The sequence below is a fragment of the Allomuricauda sp. M10 genome (assembly GCF_020782875.1).
GTDB lineage: Bacteria > Bacteroidota > Bacteroidia > Flavobacteriales > Flavobacteriaceae > Flagellimonas.
Genome location: NZ_JAJGBN010000003.1, coordinates 308,535 through 325,222 on the forward strand (window position 1 = coordinate 308,535; position 16,688 = coordinate 325,222).

The 16,688-nt window shown below is 42.6% G+C and carries 20 protein-coding genes; 8 read left to right on the plus strand and 12 right to left on the minus strand.

What is annotated here, in order from left to right; genetic code table 11:
* The first annotated feature begins 1 nt into the window (after position 1).
* From LKX84_RS10300 to murI, 5 genes are all read left to right on the plus strand, one after another.
* Entirely contained in the window at positions 2-742 is a 741-nt protein-coding gene (locus tag LKX84_RS10300) for an isoprenyl transferase (RefSeq protein ID WP_228237082.1), read from the plus strand.
* Positions 714-3,392: an outer membrane protein assembly factor BamA gene (gene bamA, locus LKX84_RS10305; RefSeq protein ID WP_228237083.1), complete on the plus strand. Its 2,679-nt coding sequence runs from the start codon at positions 714-716 to the stop codon at positions 3,390-3,392. Before LKX84_RS10300 ends, bamA begins: the two co-directional genes overlap by 29 nt.
* A gap of 98 nt (positions 3,393-3,490) precedes the next feature.
* Positions 3,491-4,330, plus strand: coding sequence for an OmpH family outer membrane protein (locus LKX84_RS10310; RefSeq protein ID WP_228237084.1), 840 nt, complete (start codon positions 3,491-3,493; stop codon positions 4,328-4,330).
* Positions 4,331-4,378: 48 nt separating this feature from the next.
* The gene (locus tag LKX84_RS10315; protein WP_228237085.1) at positions 4,379-4,888 is read left to right on the plus strand and encodes an OmpH family outer membrane protein; all 510 of its coding nucleotides are present in this window, start codon (positions 4,379-4,381) and stop codon (positions 4,886-4,888) included.
* Between the two features lie 89 nt (positions 4,889-4,977).
* Complete coding sequence (gene murI / locus LKX84_RS10320; protein ID WP_228237086.1) at positions 4,978-5,757, plus strand: glutamate racemase; 780 nt, start codon at positions 4,978-4,980, stop codon at positions 5,755-5,757.
* 3 nt (positions 5,758-5,760) lie between these two features.
* On the opposite strand, the gene LKX84_RS10325 is transcribed toward murI, so the two are convergent.
* Both LKX84_RS10325 and LKX84_RS10330 read right to left on the minus strand, forming a co-directional pair.
* Positions 5,761-6,252, minus strand: coding sequence for a dihydrofolate reductase (locus tag LKX84_RS10325; RefSeq protein WP_228237087.1), 492 nt, complete (start codon positions 6,250-6,252; stop codon positions 5,761-5,763).
* Positions 6,249-6,641 (minus strand): 2TM domain-containing protein, encoded by a 393-nt coding sequence (locus tag LKX84_RS10330; protein WP_228237088.1) that lies wholly within the window; start codon positions 6,639-6,641, stop codon positions 6,249-6,251. The genes LKX84_RS10325 and LKX84_RS10330 overlap by 4 nt, the downstream gene beginning before the upstream one ends.
* Before the next feature lie 54 nt (positions 6,642-6,695).
* Between LKX84_RS10330 and LKX84_RS10335 the strand changes: the two genes are divergently transcribed.
* A complete protein-coding gene (locus tag LKX84_RS10335; RefSeq protein ID WP_228237089.1) occupies positions 6,696-7,787 on the plus strand; it encodes an aminotransferase class V-fold PLP-dependent enzyme in 1,092 nt (363 codons plus the stop codon).
* A 144-nt stretch (positions 7,788-7,931) separates the two neighbouring features.
* Complete coding sequence (locus LKX84_RS10340; protein WP_228237090.1) at positions 7,932-8,228, plus strand: isoamylase early set domain-containing protein; 297 nt, start codon at positions 7,932-7,934, stop codon at positions 8,226-8,228.
* Positions 8,229-8,488: 260 nt separating this feature from the next.
* Here LKX84_RS10340 and LKX84_RS10345 read toward each other — a convergent pair whose 3' ends face one another.
* The 4 genes from LKX84_RS10345 to LKX84_RS10360 form a co-directional block, all read right to left on the minus strand.
* Entirely contained in the window at positions 8,489-9,322 is an 834-nt protein-coding gene (locus LKX84_RS10345) for an alpha/beta hydrolase (protein WP_228237091.1), read from the minus strand.
* A 13-nt stretch (positions 9,323-9,335) separates the two neighbouring features.
* Entirely contained in the window at positions 9,336-9,551 is a 216-nt protein-coding gene (locus tag LKX84_RS10350) for a DUF2007 domain-containing protein (protein WP_228237092.1), read from the minus strand.
* Between the two features lie 130 nt (positions 9,552-9,681).
* The gene (locus LKX84_RS10355; RefSeq protein WP_228237093.1) at positions 9,682-10,032 is read right to left on the minus strand and encodes a DUF2200 domain-containing protein; all 351 of its coding nucleotides are present in this window, start codon (positions 10,030-10,032) and stop codon (positions 9,682-9,684) included.
* Between the two features lie 35 nt (positions 10,033-10,067).
* Positions 10,068-10,562 (minus strand): DinB family protein, encoded by a 495-nt coding sequence (locus LKX84_RS10360; protein WP_228237094.1) that lies wholly within the window; start codon positions 10,560-10,562, stop codon positions 10,068-10,070.
* Positions 10,563-10,651: 89 nt separating this feature from the next.
* On the opposite strand from LKX84_RS10360, the gene LKX84_RS10365 reads away from it, so the two are divergent.
* Positions 10,652-10,846 (plus strand): hypothetical protein, encoded by a 195-nt coding sequence (locus tag LKX84_RS10365; protein WP_228237095.1) that lies wholly within the window; start codon positions 10,652-10,654, stop codon positions 10,844-10,846.
* A 7-nt stretch (positions 10,847-10,853) separates the two neighbouring features.
* On the opposite strand, the gene LKX84_RS10370 is transcribed toward LKX84_RS10365, so the two are convergent.
* The 6 genes from LKX84_RS10370 to LKX84_RS10395 form a co-directional block, all read right to left on the minus strand.
* Entirely contained in the window at positions 10,854-11,603 is a 750-nt protein-coding gene (locus LKX84_RS10370) for a DUF2971 domain-containing protein (protein ID WP_228237096.1), read from the minus strand.
* A 32-nt stretch (positions 11,604-11,635) separates the two neighbouring features.
* Positions 11,636-12,292: an HAD family hydrolase gene (locus LKX84_RS10375; protein ID WP_228237097.1), complete on the minus strand. Its 657-nt coding sequence runs from the start codon at positions 12,290-12,292 to the stop codon at positions 11,636-11,638.
* 15 nt (positions 12,293-12,307) lie between these two features.
* Positions 12,308-13,132 (minus strand): thymidylate synthase, encoded by an 825-nt coding sequence (locus LKX84_RS10380; protein WP_228237098.1) that lies wholly within the window; start codon positions 13,130-13,132, stop codon positions 12,308-12,310.
* 321 nt (positions 13,133-13,453) lie between these two features.
* Positions 13,454-14,902, minus strand: a complete 1,449-nt coding sequence (locus LKX84_RS10385) for a NupC/NupG family nucleoside CNT transporter (RefSeq protein WP_228237099.1) — start codon at positions 14,900-14,902, stop codon at positions 13,454-13,456.
* An 8-nt stretch (positions 14,903-14,910) separates the two neighbouring features.
* The gene (locus tag LKX84_RS10390; RefSeq protein ID WP_163634888.1) at positions 14,911-15,543 is read right to left on the minus strand and encodes a bifunctional nuclease family protein; all 633 of its coding nucleotides are present in this window, start codon (positions 15,541-15,543) and stop codon (positions 14,911-14,913) included.
* A gap of 88 nt (positions 15,544-15,631) precedes the next feature.
* Positions 15,632-16,600, minus strand: coding sequence for an electron transfer flavoprotein subunit alpha/FixB family protein (locus LKX84_RS10395; protein ID WP_228237100.1), 969 nt, complete (start codon positions 16,598-16,600; stop codon positions 15,632-15,634).
* Positions 16,601-16,688 lie beyond the last annotated feature (88 nt).

Consider the following 16,688-nt stretch of genomic DNA (forward strand, 5'->3'; position numbering starts at 1 on the left):
AATGCATACGCTAGAGGACCTAAACAAGGATAAGCTTCCAAGACACATGGCCATTATCATGGACGGTAATGGCAGATGGGCCAAAGAACGGGGCAAGCTTCGCGTGTTCGGCCATGAAAATGGGGCCGAGGCGGTAAAGCGCACCGTGGAATCCTGTGTTAAGCTCGGGATACAATACCTTACCCTCTATGCATTTTCCACAGAAAATTGGAACCGACCCAAAATTGAAGTGGACACTTTGATGAAGCTTCTCGTCACCGCACTGAAGAAGGAGCTCAAAAATCTTAAAAAGAACAACATAAGGTTAAAGGCCATAGGTAGGATGGAAACCCTGCCCGAAAAGGTCCATAAGGAATTGATGGAGGTCATTTCCAAAACCGCAAACAATACGGGTATGACCGTTACCCTTGCATTGAGTTATGGCTCTCGGGAAGAGATTACATCTGCCATGAGGGAGATTGCGGTCAAAGTTAAAAATAACATAATTTCGCCCGAAAATATTGACGAACAAGTTATAAATACACATCTTTACGCGCACTTTTTGCCTGATGTTGACCTACTTATACGCACCAGTGGCGAATGTAGGATCAGTAATTTTTTACTCTGGCAAATTGCATACGCCGAATTATATTTTATTGATGTATTTTGGCCCGATTTTAACGAGCAGCATTTGGTAGAGGCCATATTAAGTTACCAAAATAGAGAACGACGATTTGGAAAAACTAGCGAACAACTTAACTAAAGGTATTGATAACCTGATACCGGTTTATCTCAGAATTTTTCTTTCCGCAGCATTTTTACTCTTGTCCGGAACAGGATTTGCCCAAGAAACCACCTTTGAGGATGGTAAGGAATACATTTTGGGCGGATTGACCGTCACCGGATTGCAAAGTTATAACGAGCAGACCGTTAAGTCCTATACCGGGTTAAGGGTAGGGCAGCCTATAAAAGTGCCCGGGGACGAGATCAGCGCCGTGATTAAAAAGCTATGGAGCTTGGAACTCTTCAGCAATGTGGAGATGTTTTATACCAAGATCGAGGGCAACCAAATTTATTTGGAACTCCATATTCTGGAGCGTCCTACCTTGAACAATGTCACTGTTTATGGTATCAAAAAGCGTAAGGTAGAGGACATCATCAACGATACCGACCTTAAAAAAGGGAAGAAGATTACCGAAAGTTTGATCGCCAATACCAAAAACTACCTTCAGAACAAATATAAAAAGCAAGGTTACCTCAATGCAAAAGTGAGCATTGCCACGGCGGCCGACACCTCGGGTACCAATGTGCAGAACATGGTGGTCAATGTGAACAAAGGAGATAAGGTAAAGATCAGAAAGATCACTTTTGAGGGGAATGACCAGTTGACCAGCAAAAGATTGCGCAAGGCCCTTAAAAACACCAAGAAGAAGAAACTGTTCCGTTTCTGGAAAAAATCAAAATATATTGCCGCCGATTTTGACGAAGATCTATCCAATTTGGTCGATACCTATGCCGAAAGAGGTTATAGGGATGCCAGGGTGCTTTCGGATACTTTCGTTAAAGTGGATGAGCACAACATTGACCTGACCATTAAGGTAGAAGAAGGCGATAAATATTACTTCGGAAATATTGATTTTGTAGGTAACTCTGTGTATACCGATAGGCAATTGAGCCAAATTTTGGGTATCAAAAAAGGGGATACCTATAATGGGGTTTTGTTGAAGGAACGTGTGGCGGACGACTCCAAGCCGGATGCCATCGACCTGACCAACCTTTACCAGAATAACGGTTACCTGTTCTCCAGCATTAACCCAGTTGAGGTTTCCGCAGTAAACGATACCATCGATTTTGAGATTAGGATCATTGAAGGAAAGGAAACCTTTTTGGACCATGTTACGGTAAAAGGAAACGACAAGACCAATGACCACGTAATTTTCAGGGAATTAAGAACGCGTCCCGGTCAAAAATATAGCAAGGAGAATATTGTAAGAACCATTAGGGAATTAGGACAGTTGGGCTTTTTTGATGCCGAACAGATCGTACCCAACATTGAAAACCCTAACCCTAATGAAGGAACCGTAGATATTGAATACAGTTTGGTAGAATCCGGTTCCAGCCAGATAGAACTACAAGGTGGTTTTGGTGGTGGTGGTTTCATCGGTACCTTGGGACTTTCGTTTAGCAACTTCTCCCTGAAAAATATTTTCAATGGTGAGGCTTATAAGCCTGTGCCAATGGGTGATGGGCAGACCTTTGCCCTTCGTCTGCAGGCCAGTAGAACTTTTAGGGTCTATAGTTTGAATTTCTCCGAACCATGGTTGGGAGGTAAAAAACCGGTAAGGTTCAATCTCTCCCTTTCTAGGACCCAACAATTCGGTACTGGATTTACCGAAAGTGGAAGGCTGGATGTGGATAAATCACGTGGATTTGCCATTACAGGGGTCTCTGCAGGGTTGGCAAAAAGGGTACAATGGCCAGATGATTTTTTTACCATTTCCCATGCGGCAAGTTATCAGTTGTATGATTTCAACAACTATAACAGTGGTCTGTTCAATTTTGGTAATGGTAGTTCCAACTCTTTGAGCTATACCCTTGGTATTTCAAGGAGCTCACAAGGTCCGAGCAGGATTTTCCCAATGTCAGGTTCCAATTTTGAATTGACGGCAAAATTCACTCCTCCTTATTCTTTGTTCAGTTCCAAAGATTACAAGCAGTTAAAGGAGGATATTAATTCAACAACGGAAAGATTGTACGAGCTTCAGAACATTGACAGAAATACCGAAGAAGATTTGGAGTACATTCAATTGGGCCAAGAGTTGGAGGATATGGAAGAGGAGCGCTTCAAGTTGTTGGAATACTACAAAGTTAAATTTAAAGGGGATTGGTACACCACTTTGGTGGACAAGTTGGTCTTGCGTACCAATGCCGAGTTCGGTTTCTTAGGGGCCTATAATCATGATATTGGCGATGTGCCTTTCGAACGTTTTTATGTGGGAGGTGACGGACTTGGAAACTTTACGTTGGATGGTAGGGACGTAGTCCAGTTGCGAGGATATCAAAACCAATCTTTGACACCTTATGTGACCAATGCCATTACAGGTAGACTTCAGCAAGACGGGGGAACCATCTATAATAAATTCTCCATGGAGCTTCGGTATCCGCTGACATTAAAGCCCACGGCATCCATTTATGCCCTGTCATTTTTGGAAGCTGGTAATGCCTTCAACAATTTTAATGAATATAATCCGTTTGAGTTAAAAAGATCTGCCGGAGTGGGGCTACGTATTTTTATGCCGGCATTCGGACTCTTGGGAATTGATTTTGGTTATGGTTTCGATAGCGATGCCAGACCAGGATCTACCGGACCAAGTGGATGGCAAACGCACTTCATCATCGGGCAGCAGTTTTAATCAAAGGAAAATAGTGTCTTGATCATTTATAAATGATTCATTTTAAATAAATGATTTATTTTGGCACGATATTTTCTATGTAAAATGCGGAATCAAAGATGAATACGAAAGTTCTTTTGTCATTAGTGGTTTTGATGTCGTCCCTTTATGGGTTTTCCCAAACTTCAAGAGGGGTGCGCATAGGATATGTGGACATGGAATATATCCTGGAAAATGTGGAGGAGTACAGGGACGCAACGGAACAACTGAACATAAAGGCCCTAAAGTGGAAACAGGAGATAGAGCTCAAGCAAAGTTCCATCGATCAAATGAAAAAAGATCTGATGGCCGAAAAAGTGCTCTTGACGGATGAACTCATCGCCGAACGCGAAGAGGAAATCCAGATTTTGGAAAAGGAAATGTTGGATTACCAACAGGACCGATTCGGGCCACAAGGGGATTTGGTATTGCAGAAACAGCTTTTGGTACAACCGATCCAAGACCAAGTTTTCAACGAGGTACAAAAAATCGGGGCCAATAAAAGATACGATTTTATTTTTGATAAATCGGCAGATGTTGTAATGTTGTACTCCGAAAAACGGCACGATATCAGTGACTTGGTTTTAAGGGAAATAGCACGGACCAGAAAGGTAAGTGCCTCCAATAAAAAACAAGACCAGAAAAACCGTTTGGAGCAGTTCAAGGCCGATGAGGAAGAAGCTGATGAGGAGATAAGCGAAGCGCTCTTGGACAGACAGGCCCGAACCGATTCCATTCAGCAGGCCAACGCCAAAGCGGCAGAGGACAAAAGGACGGAGCAGTTGAAACTGAGGGAGGAACGTAAAAAGGCCTACGAAGCCAGAAGACAAAAATTATTGGAAGAACGCGAGGCAAAACGCCAAGCCAAAATAGAGGACCGGAACAAACCGGAACAGGAAAAGGATTCAGTACAGAACTAAATATTGAAACACTAAATTTAAAAATCGAAATAAGTAACTTTGAGAATCATGAAAAATGTTAAAAGGATTGCGGTAGCCCTTATATTGTTTGTGGCGGCTACGGGTTTTGTAAATGCACAGAGTAAGATTGCCCATATCAACGTACAGCAACTGTTGACTGAAATGCCAGAGATGAAAGCTGCACAGGCCGAATTGAAAAAATTGCAGGAAACCTATACAGCCGATATTCAAGGTTCTATGACAGAACTTCAGAACAAATACAACCAATACTCCAACGAGGCCACTTCCAAAACAGAGGAAGAGAACCAAAAAAGGGCCCAGGAGCTTCAAGGTTTTGAAAAAAATATAGACGACGCCAGAAATGCTGCCATGCAAGCCATGCAACAAAAGCAACAAGAATTGTTCGCTCCTATTTCTGACAAGGCCAAAGCCGCCATTGAAAAAGTAGCTGCTGCCCAAGGTTTTGAATATGTAATCGATGCTAGCCCAGGTTTGAGCTTGATCGTAGCCAAAGGAAAAGACCTTTTGCCCGCTGTTAAGAAGGAATTGGGATTCTAAGAACTTCCCATTTACAAAATAATGAACCGCTCTTCTTAGGATGAAGCGGTTTTTTTGTGCCATAAAATTTTTTGTAGCTATTTTTAAGTATGCAAGCACCCATTGGTATTTTTGATTCAGGAGTAGGGGGAACCTCCATTTGGAAAGAAGTGGTGAAAATGCTTCCCCATGAAAGCACCCTATACCTGGCCGATAGTGCCAATGCCCCTTATGGTGAAAAGTCCAAGGAAGAGATCCTCAATCTCAGCATCAAGAATACAGAATTTCTTTTGGAAAAAGGATCCAAGATCATTGTAGTGGCCTGTAATACGGCAACCACAAATGCCATTGATTACCTCCGGAAAAATTATCCCGTACCGTTTATTGGGATAGAACCTGCCATTAAGCCTGCTGCACTTCAAACCAAAACCAAAAAAGTAGGCGTTCTGGCTACAAAAGGAACGCTTTCCAGCAGTTTGTTCCATAATACTTCCAAACTCTTCGCCGAAGGGATTACCGTGTTGGAACAGGAAGGAAAAGGGCTGGTGGAATTGATCGAGGCCAATAAAGTGTATTCCGTCGAAATGAGGGAGCTATTGACCACCTTTTTAAATCCCATGTTGGACCAACAAATCGATTGCCTGGTGTTGGGATGTACCCATTACCCATACTTGATTCCGGTATTGAAGGAAATGCTTCCAGAAAACATCACCATTATCGATTCTGGGGAAGCGGTGGCCCGACAGACCAAGACCATCTTGGAACAAAATGGATTATTGGCACCGGAAACCTACCGCCCAAAACATACGTTGTACACAAACAAGGATGTAGATATCCTGAAAAGTTTTGTTGATGTTCCTGACTGCGAGGTTTCATACCTCGATTTTTGAACCCTATTTGCGTTTATAGGTCAGGTAGGTAAAACTATATTCGTGACGATCATCCTTCGGATGAAATTCTTCATTTACCAGTTCCCAAGCTTCTTCATCAATTTCAGGGAAAAAAGTATCGGCTTCAAAAGTGGCATGAACACGGGTAAGTTCAATGTCGGTGGCCCTATCCATGGATTGCCTGTAAATTTCTCCCCCGCCAATGATAAAAGCAGTTTCCCCATCCTGAACCAAATCAATCGCTTCGGCAAGGGAATGCACAAGGGTACACGGAAATTTAGGTTGATAATCTTTTTCTCGGGTTATGGCGATATGTTCCCGGTTAGGAAGGGGTTTTGGAAAGCTTTCGAGCGTTTTTCGACCCATGATGATCTTATGCCCTGTAGTGATCGTTTTGAATCGTTTAAAATCGTCCGGAAGATGCCACACGAGATCATTGTCCTTGCCCAGGGCATTGTTCTCCGCTGCTGCGGCGATAATGATCAATCGCGTCATTGATCTTTTTTTTTATTGATGTTGGAAAGCGGGAATTCGGTCTCAATTTCTTTTTGGATTTCGGCAATCCGTTTCTTCTGCAAGGCCACCAATTTTTCGCGTTGGCGGCGTTCCCAATCCTGTCCCATGAACTTTTGGGTTACAAAAACATTAAAGGCATGGATCGCGAACAAAAAGGCCCAAAAAGTAATGGCCCAAACAAACCAATTGTACGATTCGCCATATTTTAGGATTTTGTTGATCAGGATCAAAAAAATACTTCCGATCAAAAAAACCACAAAGTGGGAGTACAGCCTTTTCTTTTGTTTGATGCGTTTTTGGGCATTCTCCAAAAGTTCGTGCTGCTCAAGGTCCAATTCAGGTGCTTTCTTTTTACCAAATGACAACATGGAATGGCTATCTTTAACAACAAATATAATTGAATTGTATCCAAATACCCGGTAATGCAAAAACTCAGAAAAAAATTCCCAGTTTTAAATCAATGTATCTATGCGAACACGGCCTCGGCCGGACTTTTAAGTGAAGATTTGATGGAATGGCGGCAAGGCCATGACCTCGATTATCTGATCGGTGGAAGCGAGATGAAGAACAAGGGATTTGCACACATGCCGGAAATCAAAAAAACGGTTGGGAACTTTTTTCACTGCAAGCCCGAGAATGTTTCTTTGGTGCCCAATTTTAGTTTGGGGTTCAATCTGTTGTTGGAAGGTCTTTCCAAGGACAAAACCGTATTGTTGCTGAACAACGATTACCCTTCGTTGAACTGGCCCTTCGAAACCCGAAATTTTAAGCGGGATTATGTGGATATTGATGAGCACATGGAAGAACAGATCCATGAAAAACTGGAAACAGGGAAATTTGATATCCTCGCCTTGAGTTTGGTGCAATGGGTGAACGGGGTGAAAGTGGATCTCGACTTTTTAAAACAGGTAAAAAAGGATTTCCCGAATGTCATGATCATTGCCGATGGAACCCAGTTTTGTGGAATGGAACCTTTCAACTTTGAAGAATCTGGTATCGATATTTTAGGAGCCAGTGCCTATAAATGGCTGTTGGCAGGTTACGGGAATGGTTTTTTTCTGGTAAAGGATGAGATCAAAGACCAATTTGAATTAAAGGGAATTGGCAACGGATCTGTGAACAATGATGCCTCCAAAAGGAACAGTATTCCCTTTAGTAAGTTTTTGGAGCCAGGGCATTTGGATTCCTTTAATTTTGGAAGTTTGGAGTTTGCCCTTAAATTTTTGGACGATATCGGGCAGGAAAATATTCAGGCCCAACTCGATAAATTGTCCAAAAAAGCCATGTCCGCATTCTCGGAACTGGGACTGCTTCAACCCTTTGTAGGCCAAAGAAAACAACACAGTACCATCTTTAGTATCAAGGGAGATGAGAAGCTTTTCAATAAACTTTGGGAAAAAAATATAGTGGCTTCCTTGCGTGGCGGGGGAGTACGATTGAGCTTCCATTTTTACAATACGGAGGAAGAAGTAGATGTTATTGCTACACTTCTAAAACGTTGGATGTCAAAATAATAATTGGTAAAATTCCCTAAGCTAATTTGACAAAAGTAACCCTATTGTTAGGCGCATTTTATCAATTTGATAAATCGACGGTAACTAATTGTAAATAAGCAGTTTTATGTATTGCTTTGTGCTGGAATTAAAATTTTTGGTACCATGGCAATTAAGAAACAATACCTAAAAAGCAAGCCTGTTTGCAAAGTCACTTTCAGTGTTCCTGCAGATGAGGCGGAGACCGTTGCGGTAGTCGGCGATTTCAATAAATGGAACCCCAAGGGCAGCGGATTGAAAAAATTGAAGGATGGAACCTTCAAAGGAACTTTTGAACTTCCTGTTGAGAACTCTTACGAGTTCAGATATTTGATCGATGGCAATTATTCCAACGATGCAGAAGCTGATCGTTTCCAGTGGAACGAGTATGCAGGCACAGAAAATGCCGTGTTGGAAGTATAACAGTTACAGAACGTGTAATTTTAATGTACCGTCATCAGTTTCCCCAAGCTGATGGCGGTTTTTTATTGAACGTCACCCTGAACTTGATTCAGGGTCTCAACCCTTATTTTTTTGTATGGGATGCTGAAACTAGTTCAGCATGACTAACTAACCCTTGTTTTGCCAGTATTCTTTTTTATGGATCCTTTGACGGAGTCGTCACCCTGAACTTGATTCAGGGTCTCACCACCTTCACATTTTACCCTTCAAAAAAACGTTTTTTACTCATGGGTCTCGTTAAGGTACTTTAGGCCTTCATAAAGTGCCGGTAGTGGCACCGACCGATGGTCTTCTTCTTCAAAATAGTCGTGTTGTACTTGAAGTTTTTCTTGCCAGCGTTCCTCCATCATGGCCACAAATTGGTCGTGTCGTTTTTTATTGCGCTCATAATTGGCTTCTCCTTGGTTGGCGGTGGCCCAGTATAATTTTTTGTCGATGGAGGTCCGGGTCATTGAGGCCATTTTACTTTCCATGATGGTATCGTCCCACCAAATACTGGGGTCAATGGCCAAATACGCATCAAATAGACTGTTCGGGTCCAGATAGGCGTTTACGGTCAACAAACCTCCAAGGGAATGCCCTATCAAGGTGCGGTGTGGGGCTGCACGATAATGGTTGTCCACATAAGGAATCAATTCCTTTTCAATAAAATCCAGGAATTTTTTGCCCCCGCCCATGGTGTTGGCACGCTTGGTCTGCAACTTGGTAATAGTGAAATCCCGTTCGCGATCCACATTTTCTATGGCCATCACAATGGTTTCCGGCATCAGGTAGTTTCGGTTGGTACGGGAACCCAAAAAATGGACAATGGCCGATGTGGTGTTAAAATGGACATACCCGTCCAATAAAATAATAATAGGATACAGCTGGTCCGTTTTCGATGGGTCGTTGTAGGAATCGGGAAGACTCACCAAAATAGACCTTTCCTCATTTAGAATAGTGGAGGGTATGGAAATGGAATGCCCCAGTTCTATGGTATTCCTGTCTTGACCCACAACCATTTGTCTGCTAAAAAGGAGAAGGAAAAAAAGTGGGATAAGGAATTGTTTCTTCAAGAGAACTCTTGGTTTAAGGAGTATGTTCTATTTCCGTCATAATTTCCCTCACTTTCTCCATATCCTCTTCGGCAACTTGAAGTTCCGTAACAAAGGTGACCATGTGACTCATGACCTGTGAGGTGTGTTCGTTGCGTAAAAAGCATTGGATGCCTTCTGCTTCCAACCTGCTTTTCAGGGGGAGTAAATCGGTTTCATAGTGCGAACTTTTGATAGTAACCCAACCCATAATGTTTCATTTTAAGGCTTCCTAGGCCCAAATTCTCATGTATTAAAGATAGTTGATATAAAGACGTGGTACAAGGATTTACTTGCAACAGGTTTTAAGGCCCTTGGCCTTGGATAGGCAAAACGGAACGCTACTTCCTTAAAATTTTCTCCATGGCCTTCCCTTTGGCCAGTTCGTCCACGAGTTTGTCCAAATACCGGATTTTTTTCATGAGTCCGTCTTCCATCTCTTCTACCCGATACCCACAGATCACCCCTGTTATTTTGGAAACATTGGGGTTTAATTGGGGAGCTTCCCCAAAGAAGGTTTCAAAATCCGTTCGGTTGTCGATGATGTGTTGCAAGGCCTTTTGGTCATAACCGGTCAACCATTGGATGATGGTATCCACGTCTTCTTTGGTACGGCCTTTTTTCTCCGCTTTGGTGATATAATGTGGATATACGCTGGCAACTGAGGTGGTGAAGATTCTGTGTTTGTCCATGGTGGCTTGTTTAGTATTAATTGACAACTAGCAATTTAAGTGTTTTTCTCCTTCAGAAATTTGATGATGATGCCCAACTGCCCCAAATGATACACATCATGATGCAACATGCCATTGATGAGAAAGCTATATGGGTAGTCGCCCTTAAAGTCGGTATCGTAATAGGTTTCCGAAAGAAATGCATCTTCTTTGTCTTGGAGTAAGGTGATAAGCTCCGCCAGGGTATCATCGTATTCCTTTTGGATTTGCTCCCAGCCTTTTTGTTTTAGGATGTCGTTGGGCAACCAATTTTCCGGGCAATCGTCCGTTTTGCTGCCCTTGCCCGTTTTGATTTTTAGCAAAGCCTCTTTTCGCCAAAAAGTGAGGTGGGAAATAGTCTCGGCAATACTGTGTAAACCTTCCAATGGCCTTTCAAAATATAGACTTTCATCAACCTTTGACAATTTACTGGCATACGAACTACCTACCCAAGGGTAACCCTCTTGGATTTCCTCAAATTGGGCGATGGTGTATTGGATGATGGAGTTCATGGATTTGTTTTATTAGCTGAAGTTAAAAAAATAAATACAGTCATAATTGATTATGACGGGTTATCCAATCGGGTAATTTACATTTGAGCATGACGCAAAAGGAGATAAAATTGTTGGATTTGTTTGAAGATGCCTATGGCTCCCCCGCCGAACTGGCCAACATACTGGACTTGGGTCTGGAAATGCTTTTTTATGTGGAGGAAGGGGTCTTTTCCCAAAGGGAAATGCAACGGGTGGTGGGTGCGTTAAGAGATATTAATGGGGTTTTGAGGGGAAAATCTTGAACTTGTGTTATATCGAAGGCTTATACATTATGGGTTTTAGTTTTAATGTTAAGGGGTCAACTATCATTTGTTCATATCTTGGCATATGACCAATGTTATTGAAAAACGAAATAGTTTTCAATTGGTCAAATTCTAGTGATTTATATCCAAAAATGACCTTGGATATCAATTTTGGATTAAAAGGAACATCCAAGTTTTTTCCATCATCAGTAATTTTTAAATCCATTAGGTTTTTGACGTAGCGAATGTCAAAAACAAGGCGTACTTCTTCCTCGTAATCCCAAATATTACTTTTATTTGTTACCACAAACATGCCCAATTCCCCTTCTTTTATTTTTTTTAAATTTCTTTTTTCAAGTAGGCTTTCTGGGTAAACGACTTCCGAAGGACTACCACAATAGTCATGTTTTGAGAAATCTATTTCAAAACAGACTTGCGTATGAGATTTTCCATAATGTGCCCACATCAAATATGACTTTTCAGTAGTATAGGTTTTTGAAAAACAACATATATATGTTGATGAAAAGGCTCTTTCAAATGCAATCTTTGTAGCATGTTGAATAAGCTTATGTCCTTTTTTGGATAAGTTTTCCCAATCCAAATCCATCAAAAATGGACTATTATCTAAAGGGTCATTGAATTGGTCTGCCCTTGAAAACCTTAGTCTTTGGTTTTCAATTGTACTATAAAGGCCATCAAAGGAAATAAATCGATATGATTTATCTCGATACGTGTTAAAAAGGGAATCATCCGACATGCTTGTCCCATATTTTCAGAGAAAAAAGATAATCAATTTTTTAAAAGCCTTCTGTCAAACCCATCAAAATGGGTGATGATGGGGAGGTCAAAATCGGCATAATCCGAGTTGGTGGAGTTTACGATGACCACATGGCCCACTCGGCAATTCAGGGCTGCCTGTACCCCAGAGTGGGAATCCTCAAAAATAACGGTACCTGCTTTACCCACGCCCAATCGTTCAACGGCCCTGTCAAATAAGTCGGGGTGCGGTTTTCCCTTTACGGTGCCATCATTGTACACAATATGCTCCTCGGCAAAATAATCGAGTAAGTTAAAATGGTCTATAAAAAAGTCCACATTCGATTTTCCAGAAGCCGTGGCAATGGCCATGGGAATATCGTTCGCCCTTAAATAATCCAAAAGGTCCAGCGCACCGGGTGCCAGTTCCATTTTGTGTTTCAGACATTCATTGCGGTACAGCACTTCTTTTTCTTCGGAATACTGATGCACTTCTTCATTGCTAAAAGGTCGTTTGAAGAGAATTTCAAGCGTATCTTTGCCATTACGGCCATGGATATAATCCCTTTTTTGCTGCTCGGTCAAGAAAATATGGTGCGCCGCCAAATATTCGTCCCAAGACTTTTCCTGGTATTCGGAATCCCAAAATAAGGTGCCGTTAAAATCAAAAATTACCCCGCCTTTTTGCATAAGCTCAAATCAAATTTATACGGCAACAACGCCTTTAATATGGGGATGTGGGTCGTAGTTGAGCAGTTCAAAATCATCAAAGGTAAAGGTAAAGATGTCCTTTACTTCAGGGTTGATCTTCATGGTGGGCAAGGGGCGAGGGTCGCGGCTCAATTGCAGCTCCACTTGCTCCAAATGGTTGTTGTAGATATGCGCATCACCAAAGGTGTGGATGAATTCCCCGGGCTGGTAGCCACACACTTGTGCCATCATCATGGTGAACAAAGCATAAGAGGCAATGTTGAAGGGTACCCCTAAAAAGATATCGGCACTGCGTTGGTACAATTGGCAGGACAGTTTCCCATCCGCCACATAAAACTGGAAAAAAGCATGGCAGGGAGGGAGGGCGGCCTTTCCATTCGCCACATTTTCCGCAAAGGATACCGAAGTGTCCGGCAATACACTGGGGTTCCAGGCAGAGACCAACATGCGACGACTGTTGGGATTGTTCTTTAACGTGTCCACCACTTCCTGTATCTGGTCGATTTCCTCACTGTTCCAATTGCGCCATTGATGTCCGTATACAGGACCGAGGTCCCCATTTTCATCGGCCCATTCGTTCCAAATACGTACCCCGTTCTCTTGCAGGTATTCAATATTGGTATCTCCCTTCAAAAACCACAACAGTTCATAAATTATGGACTTTAAATGCAATTTTTTGGTGGTCACCATGGGGAAACCTTCCGAAAGATCGAACCGCATCTGATAGCCAAAAACGCTCAAGGTTCCTGTTCCTGTACGGTCCCCTTTTTGGTTCCCGTGTTCCAATACATGTTTGAGGAGGTCGTGGTATTGTTTCATGCGTAATATAGTTAGTTGTCATTTCGAGTGATTTTCCGTTAGCGGAAAATTGTATCGAGAAATCAGTTTTCGATACAAAATCCTTTTAGGATTTCACTCAAACTGACACTAGTGTATGTATTTTATATGTTGCTTTAGCTGTCATTTCGAACGAATGTAGTGAGGAGAAATCCAAACATCTCGACAGCCCCTTCGACTACGCTCAGGGTACTCAGCTCGATTTGACAAAAAATCAACTGGACTAAAGTACATCAAGAATAAAGCATACGAAATGGTTCTTGAACGGACTTATGAAAATTTTATCAACGTATTGATGATGGGTTACCCTAAAATCATCCCCGCAATGGTAGCGGAAAGTAAGGACGCCAAAGAGCCACCCAAAACGGCCTTCATGCCGAATTCGGATAGGTTTTTACGCTGACCAGGTGCCAAGGAACCGATACCGCCAATTTGGATACCGATAGAAGCAAAGTTGGCAAATCCACAAAGCATGTACGTGGCCATGATCACGGATTTGTTGTAAGTGAAATGGACTCCGCTGGCCACATTTTTCAGGTCGGCCAATTGAATGTAGCCTATGAATTCGCTGGCAGCAAGTTTAATACCGAGCAATTGTCCCATAAGCATCACATCTTCATTGGCCACACCGATGAGCCACATCAGTGGAGCGAAGACCGTTCCCAAGATGGCTTCAAGGGAAAAACTTTCGTATGGGGAATTGGCAGCGATCCATGTGTTGAAAGTGGTCAAGTCACCAATCCAGCCCAAAATGCCATTGATCATGGCAATAAAGGCCACAAAGACCAATAGCATGGCGCCTACGTTAAGGGCCAATTTCAATCCTTCGGTTGTACCATTGGCAATGGCATCCAATATGTTGGTGCCAATTTTTTCAGCGGATACCTTAACATCGGTGTTTACCGCTTCGGTCTGGGGATATAATATTTTTGAAATAACGATAGCACCTGGGGCTGCCATAACGGAGGCGGCCAGAAGGTGTTTTGCGAATACCAATCTTAGCACAGGGTCATCCCCACCCAAAAATCCAATGTAAGCAGCAAGAACTGCTCCAGCAACAGTGGCCATTCCACCGATCATAACCAAAAGGATTTCGGACCGGTTCATTTTTTCCAAATAGGCTTTGATCAATAACGGAGCTTCGGTCTGACCTAAAAAGATGTTTCCAGCCACGGATAAACTTTCGGCACCTGAAATGCCCAAACTTTTACTGAGCAGCCATGCCATTCCTTTAACAACCCACTGTATCACTCCTAAATAGTAAAGTACGGAGGTTAATGCCGAGAAAAATACAATAGTGGGCAATACCTGAAAAGCGAAGATGTATCCGAATGTATCCATGTCCACTACAAGACCTTCAAACAAGAATTGACTACCTGCCCTTGTGAATTCCAAAATACTCACAAATACGGCCCCTACTTTTTCAAAAGCATATTGCACAACAGGGACTTTGAGGACGCCAATGGCAATCAATACTTGCAAAGAAAGTCCAATCCCAACCGTTTTCCAGTTGATGGCCTTTCGGTTATTGCTGAACAAAAAGGAAATCAAGATCAATACGGCCATACCCAATGCCCCACGCAAAAGTGTGGTTAGGGTGAAACCTTGATTGGCAATGATTTCTGGTGATGCCTGAGTGACTAAGTTTGCGGTTGAGGCAACAATTAAGGAATCGGTTGGTACGGAATTTTGCCCTAGGGCGATCGAACAAATGAACAGAAGAATCAGGAAACTCTTGGTCTTTTTCGCCATGTACTCGTTTATTTTCGCTTGGAAATTTCGTCCCTTAATTTGGCAGCTTTTTCGTAGTCTTCATTGGCCACTGCCTGGTCCAATTCTTTATGTAGTTCTTCCAAGGAAAGTTCACGGTAGCCATGGGACCCGGCACCCGATTCAATTTCAACGGTTTCGCCTTCTTGAAGGATTTCATCCACTACAATGCTGTCGTCTTCATCTTCTTTTTCTTCCTCTTTGGATGAGAATTTCAAGAAAATACCTGCCTTGTCCAAAATGGTCTTGTATGTAAAGATGGGCGCGTCAAACCGAAGGGCCAAAGCAATGGCGTCGCTGGTGCGGGCATCAATGATCTCTTCCACTTTATCGCGTTCACAGATGATGCTGGAATAGAAAACACCATCCACCAATTTATGGATGATGACCTGTTTCACCACAATTTCGAACCTGTCCGCAAAATTTTTGAATAGGTCGTGGGTCAAAGGTCTGGGAGGTCTAATGTCCTTTTCCAAGGCAATGGCAATGGATTGTGCCTCAAAAGCCCCAATGACAATGGGAAGTTTTCGGTCTCCCTCCACTTCATTTAAAATAAGGGCATATGCACCATTCTGTGTTTGACTATATGATATTCCCTTTATTTTTAACCGTACTAAACTCATAATCTCCTCCTAAAGCAAAAAAGCTGTCCAAATAAGTGGCTTTACCAGTTATCTGAACAGCCCCTTGCAATGGGCAAATTAACAAAATTTAAGCGTTTTGGGCTTTAAATTCCTTTAATTTTTCGATGAGTTTGGGTACCACCTCAAAGGCATCCCCAACAATTCCGTAATCCGCGGCCTTGAAGAAAGGAGCTTCGGGATCGTTGTTGATGACTACCTTAACCTTGGAGGCACTTACACCTGCCAAATGTTGAATGGCCCCAGAAATACCCACGGCGATATAAAGATTACTCGCAACAGGCTTCCCTGTTTGCCCCACGTGTTCACCGTGTGGACGCCATCCCAAATCGGAAACCGGTTTGGAACAGGCCGTAGCGGCACCCAAAACTTGGGCCAATTCTTCGATCATGCCCCAATTCTCAGGTCCTTTCAACCCGCGACCACCAGACACCACGATATCGGCATCGGCAATGGTCACTTTTCCGGAAACCCTGTCCACTTCAACGGATTTTACGGCAAAGTCGCCATCGGTCAATGAAGGATTAAAAGCTTCCACAGTGGCCGATACATTATTTTCCACGACTCCGTATGCATTGTTGGATACCCCGATCACTTTTACATCGGAAGAAATCTCAGTATGGGCAAAGCCCTTGTTACTGAAAGCTGTTCTTTTTACCACGAAAGGGGAAGTGCTATCTGGAGCTGCAACTACGTTTGGAACATAACCTGCATCCAATTTGGTTGCAAGGATCGGTGCCAAAAATTTGGTATCTGAACTGGAGCTTAATATAATGACTTTGGCTCCTTCCGCTTTTGCGGCTTGTGACAAAGCATCGGCATAGGCCTTCGCATTGAAGGTGTCCATTTTATCATTGGTGATTTTCAAAACTTTGGAAACCCCATAGGTGCCCAAGGTTGCATCGTCCTGTGCATTGAACGTTACAGCCGTAACGGTGGTGCCCAAATCTTGGGCCACTTTGTAGGCATAAGAAGCCACTTCAAAGGCATTCTTTTTCAATTTTCCCTTGAGGGATTCGGTATATACTAATACTGACATAAAAATTTCTTTAAATTTTTTCCTGAACTTGGTTCAGGAACTTTATGACTTTATAATGGATTCCGAAACTAGTTCGGAATGATTTGGC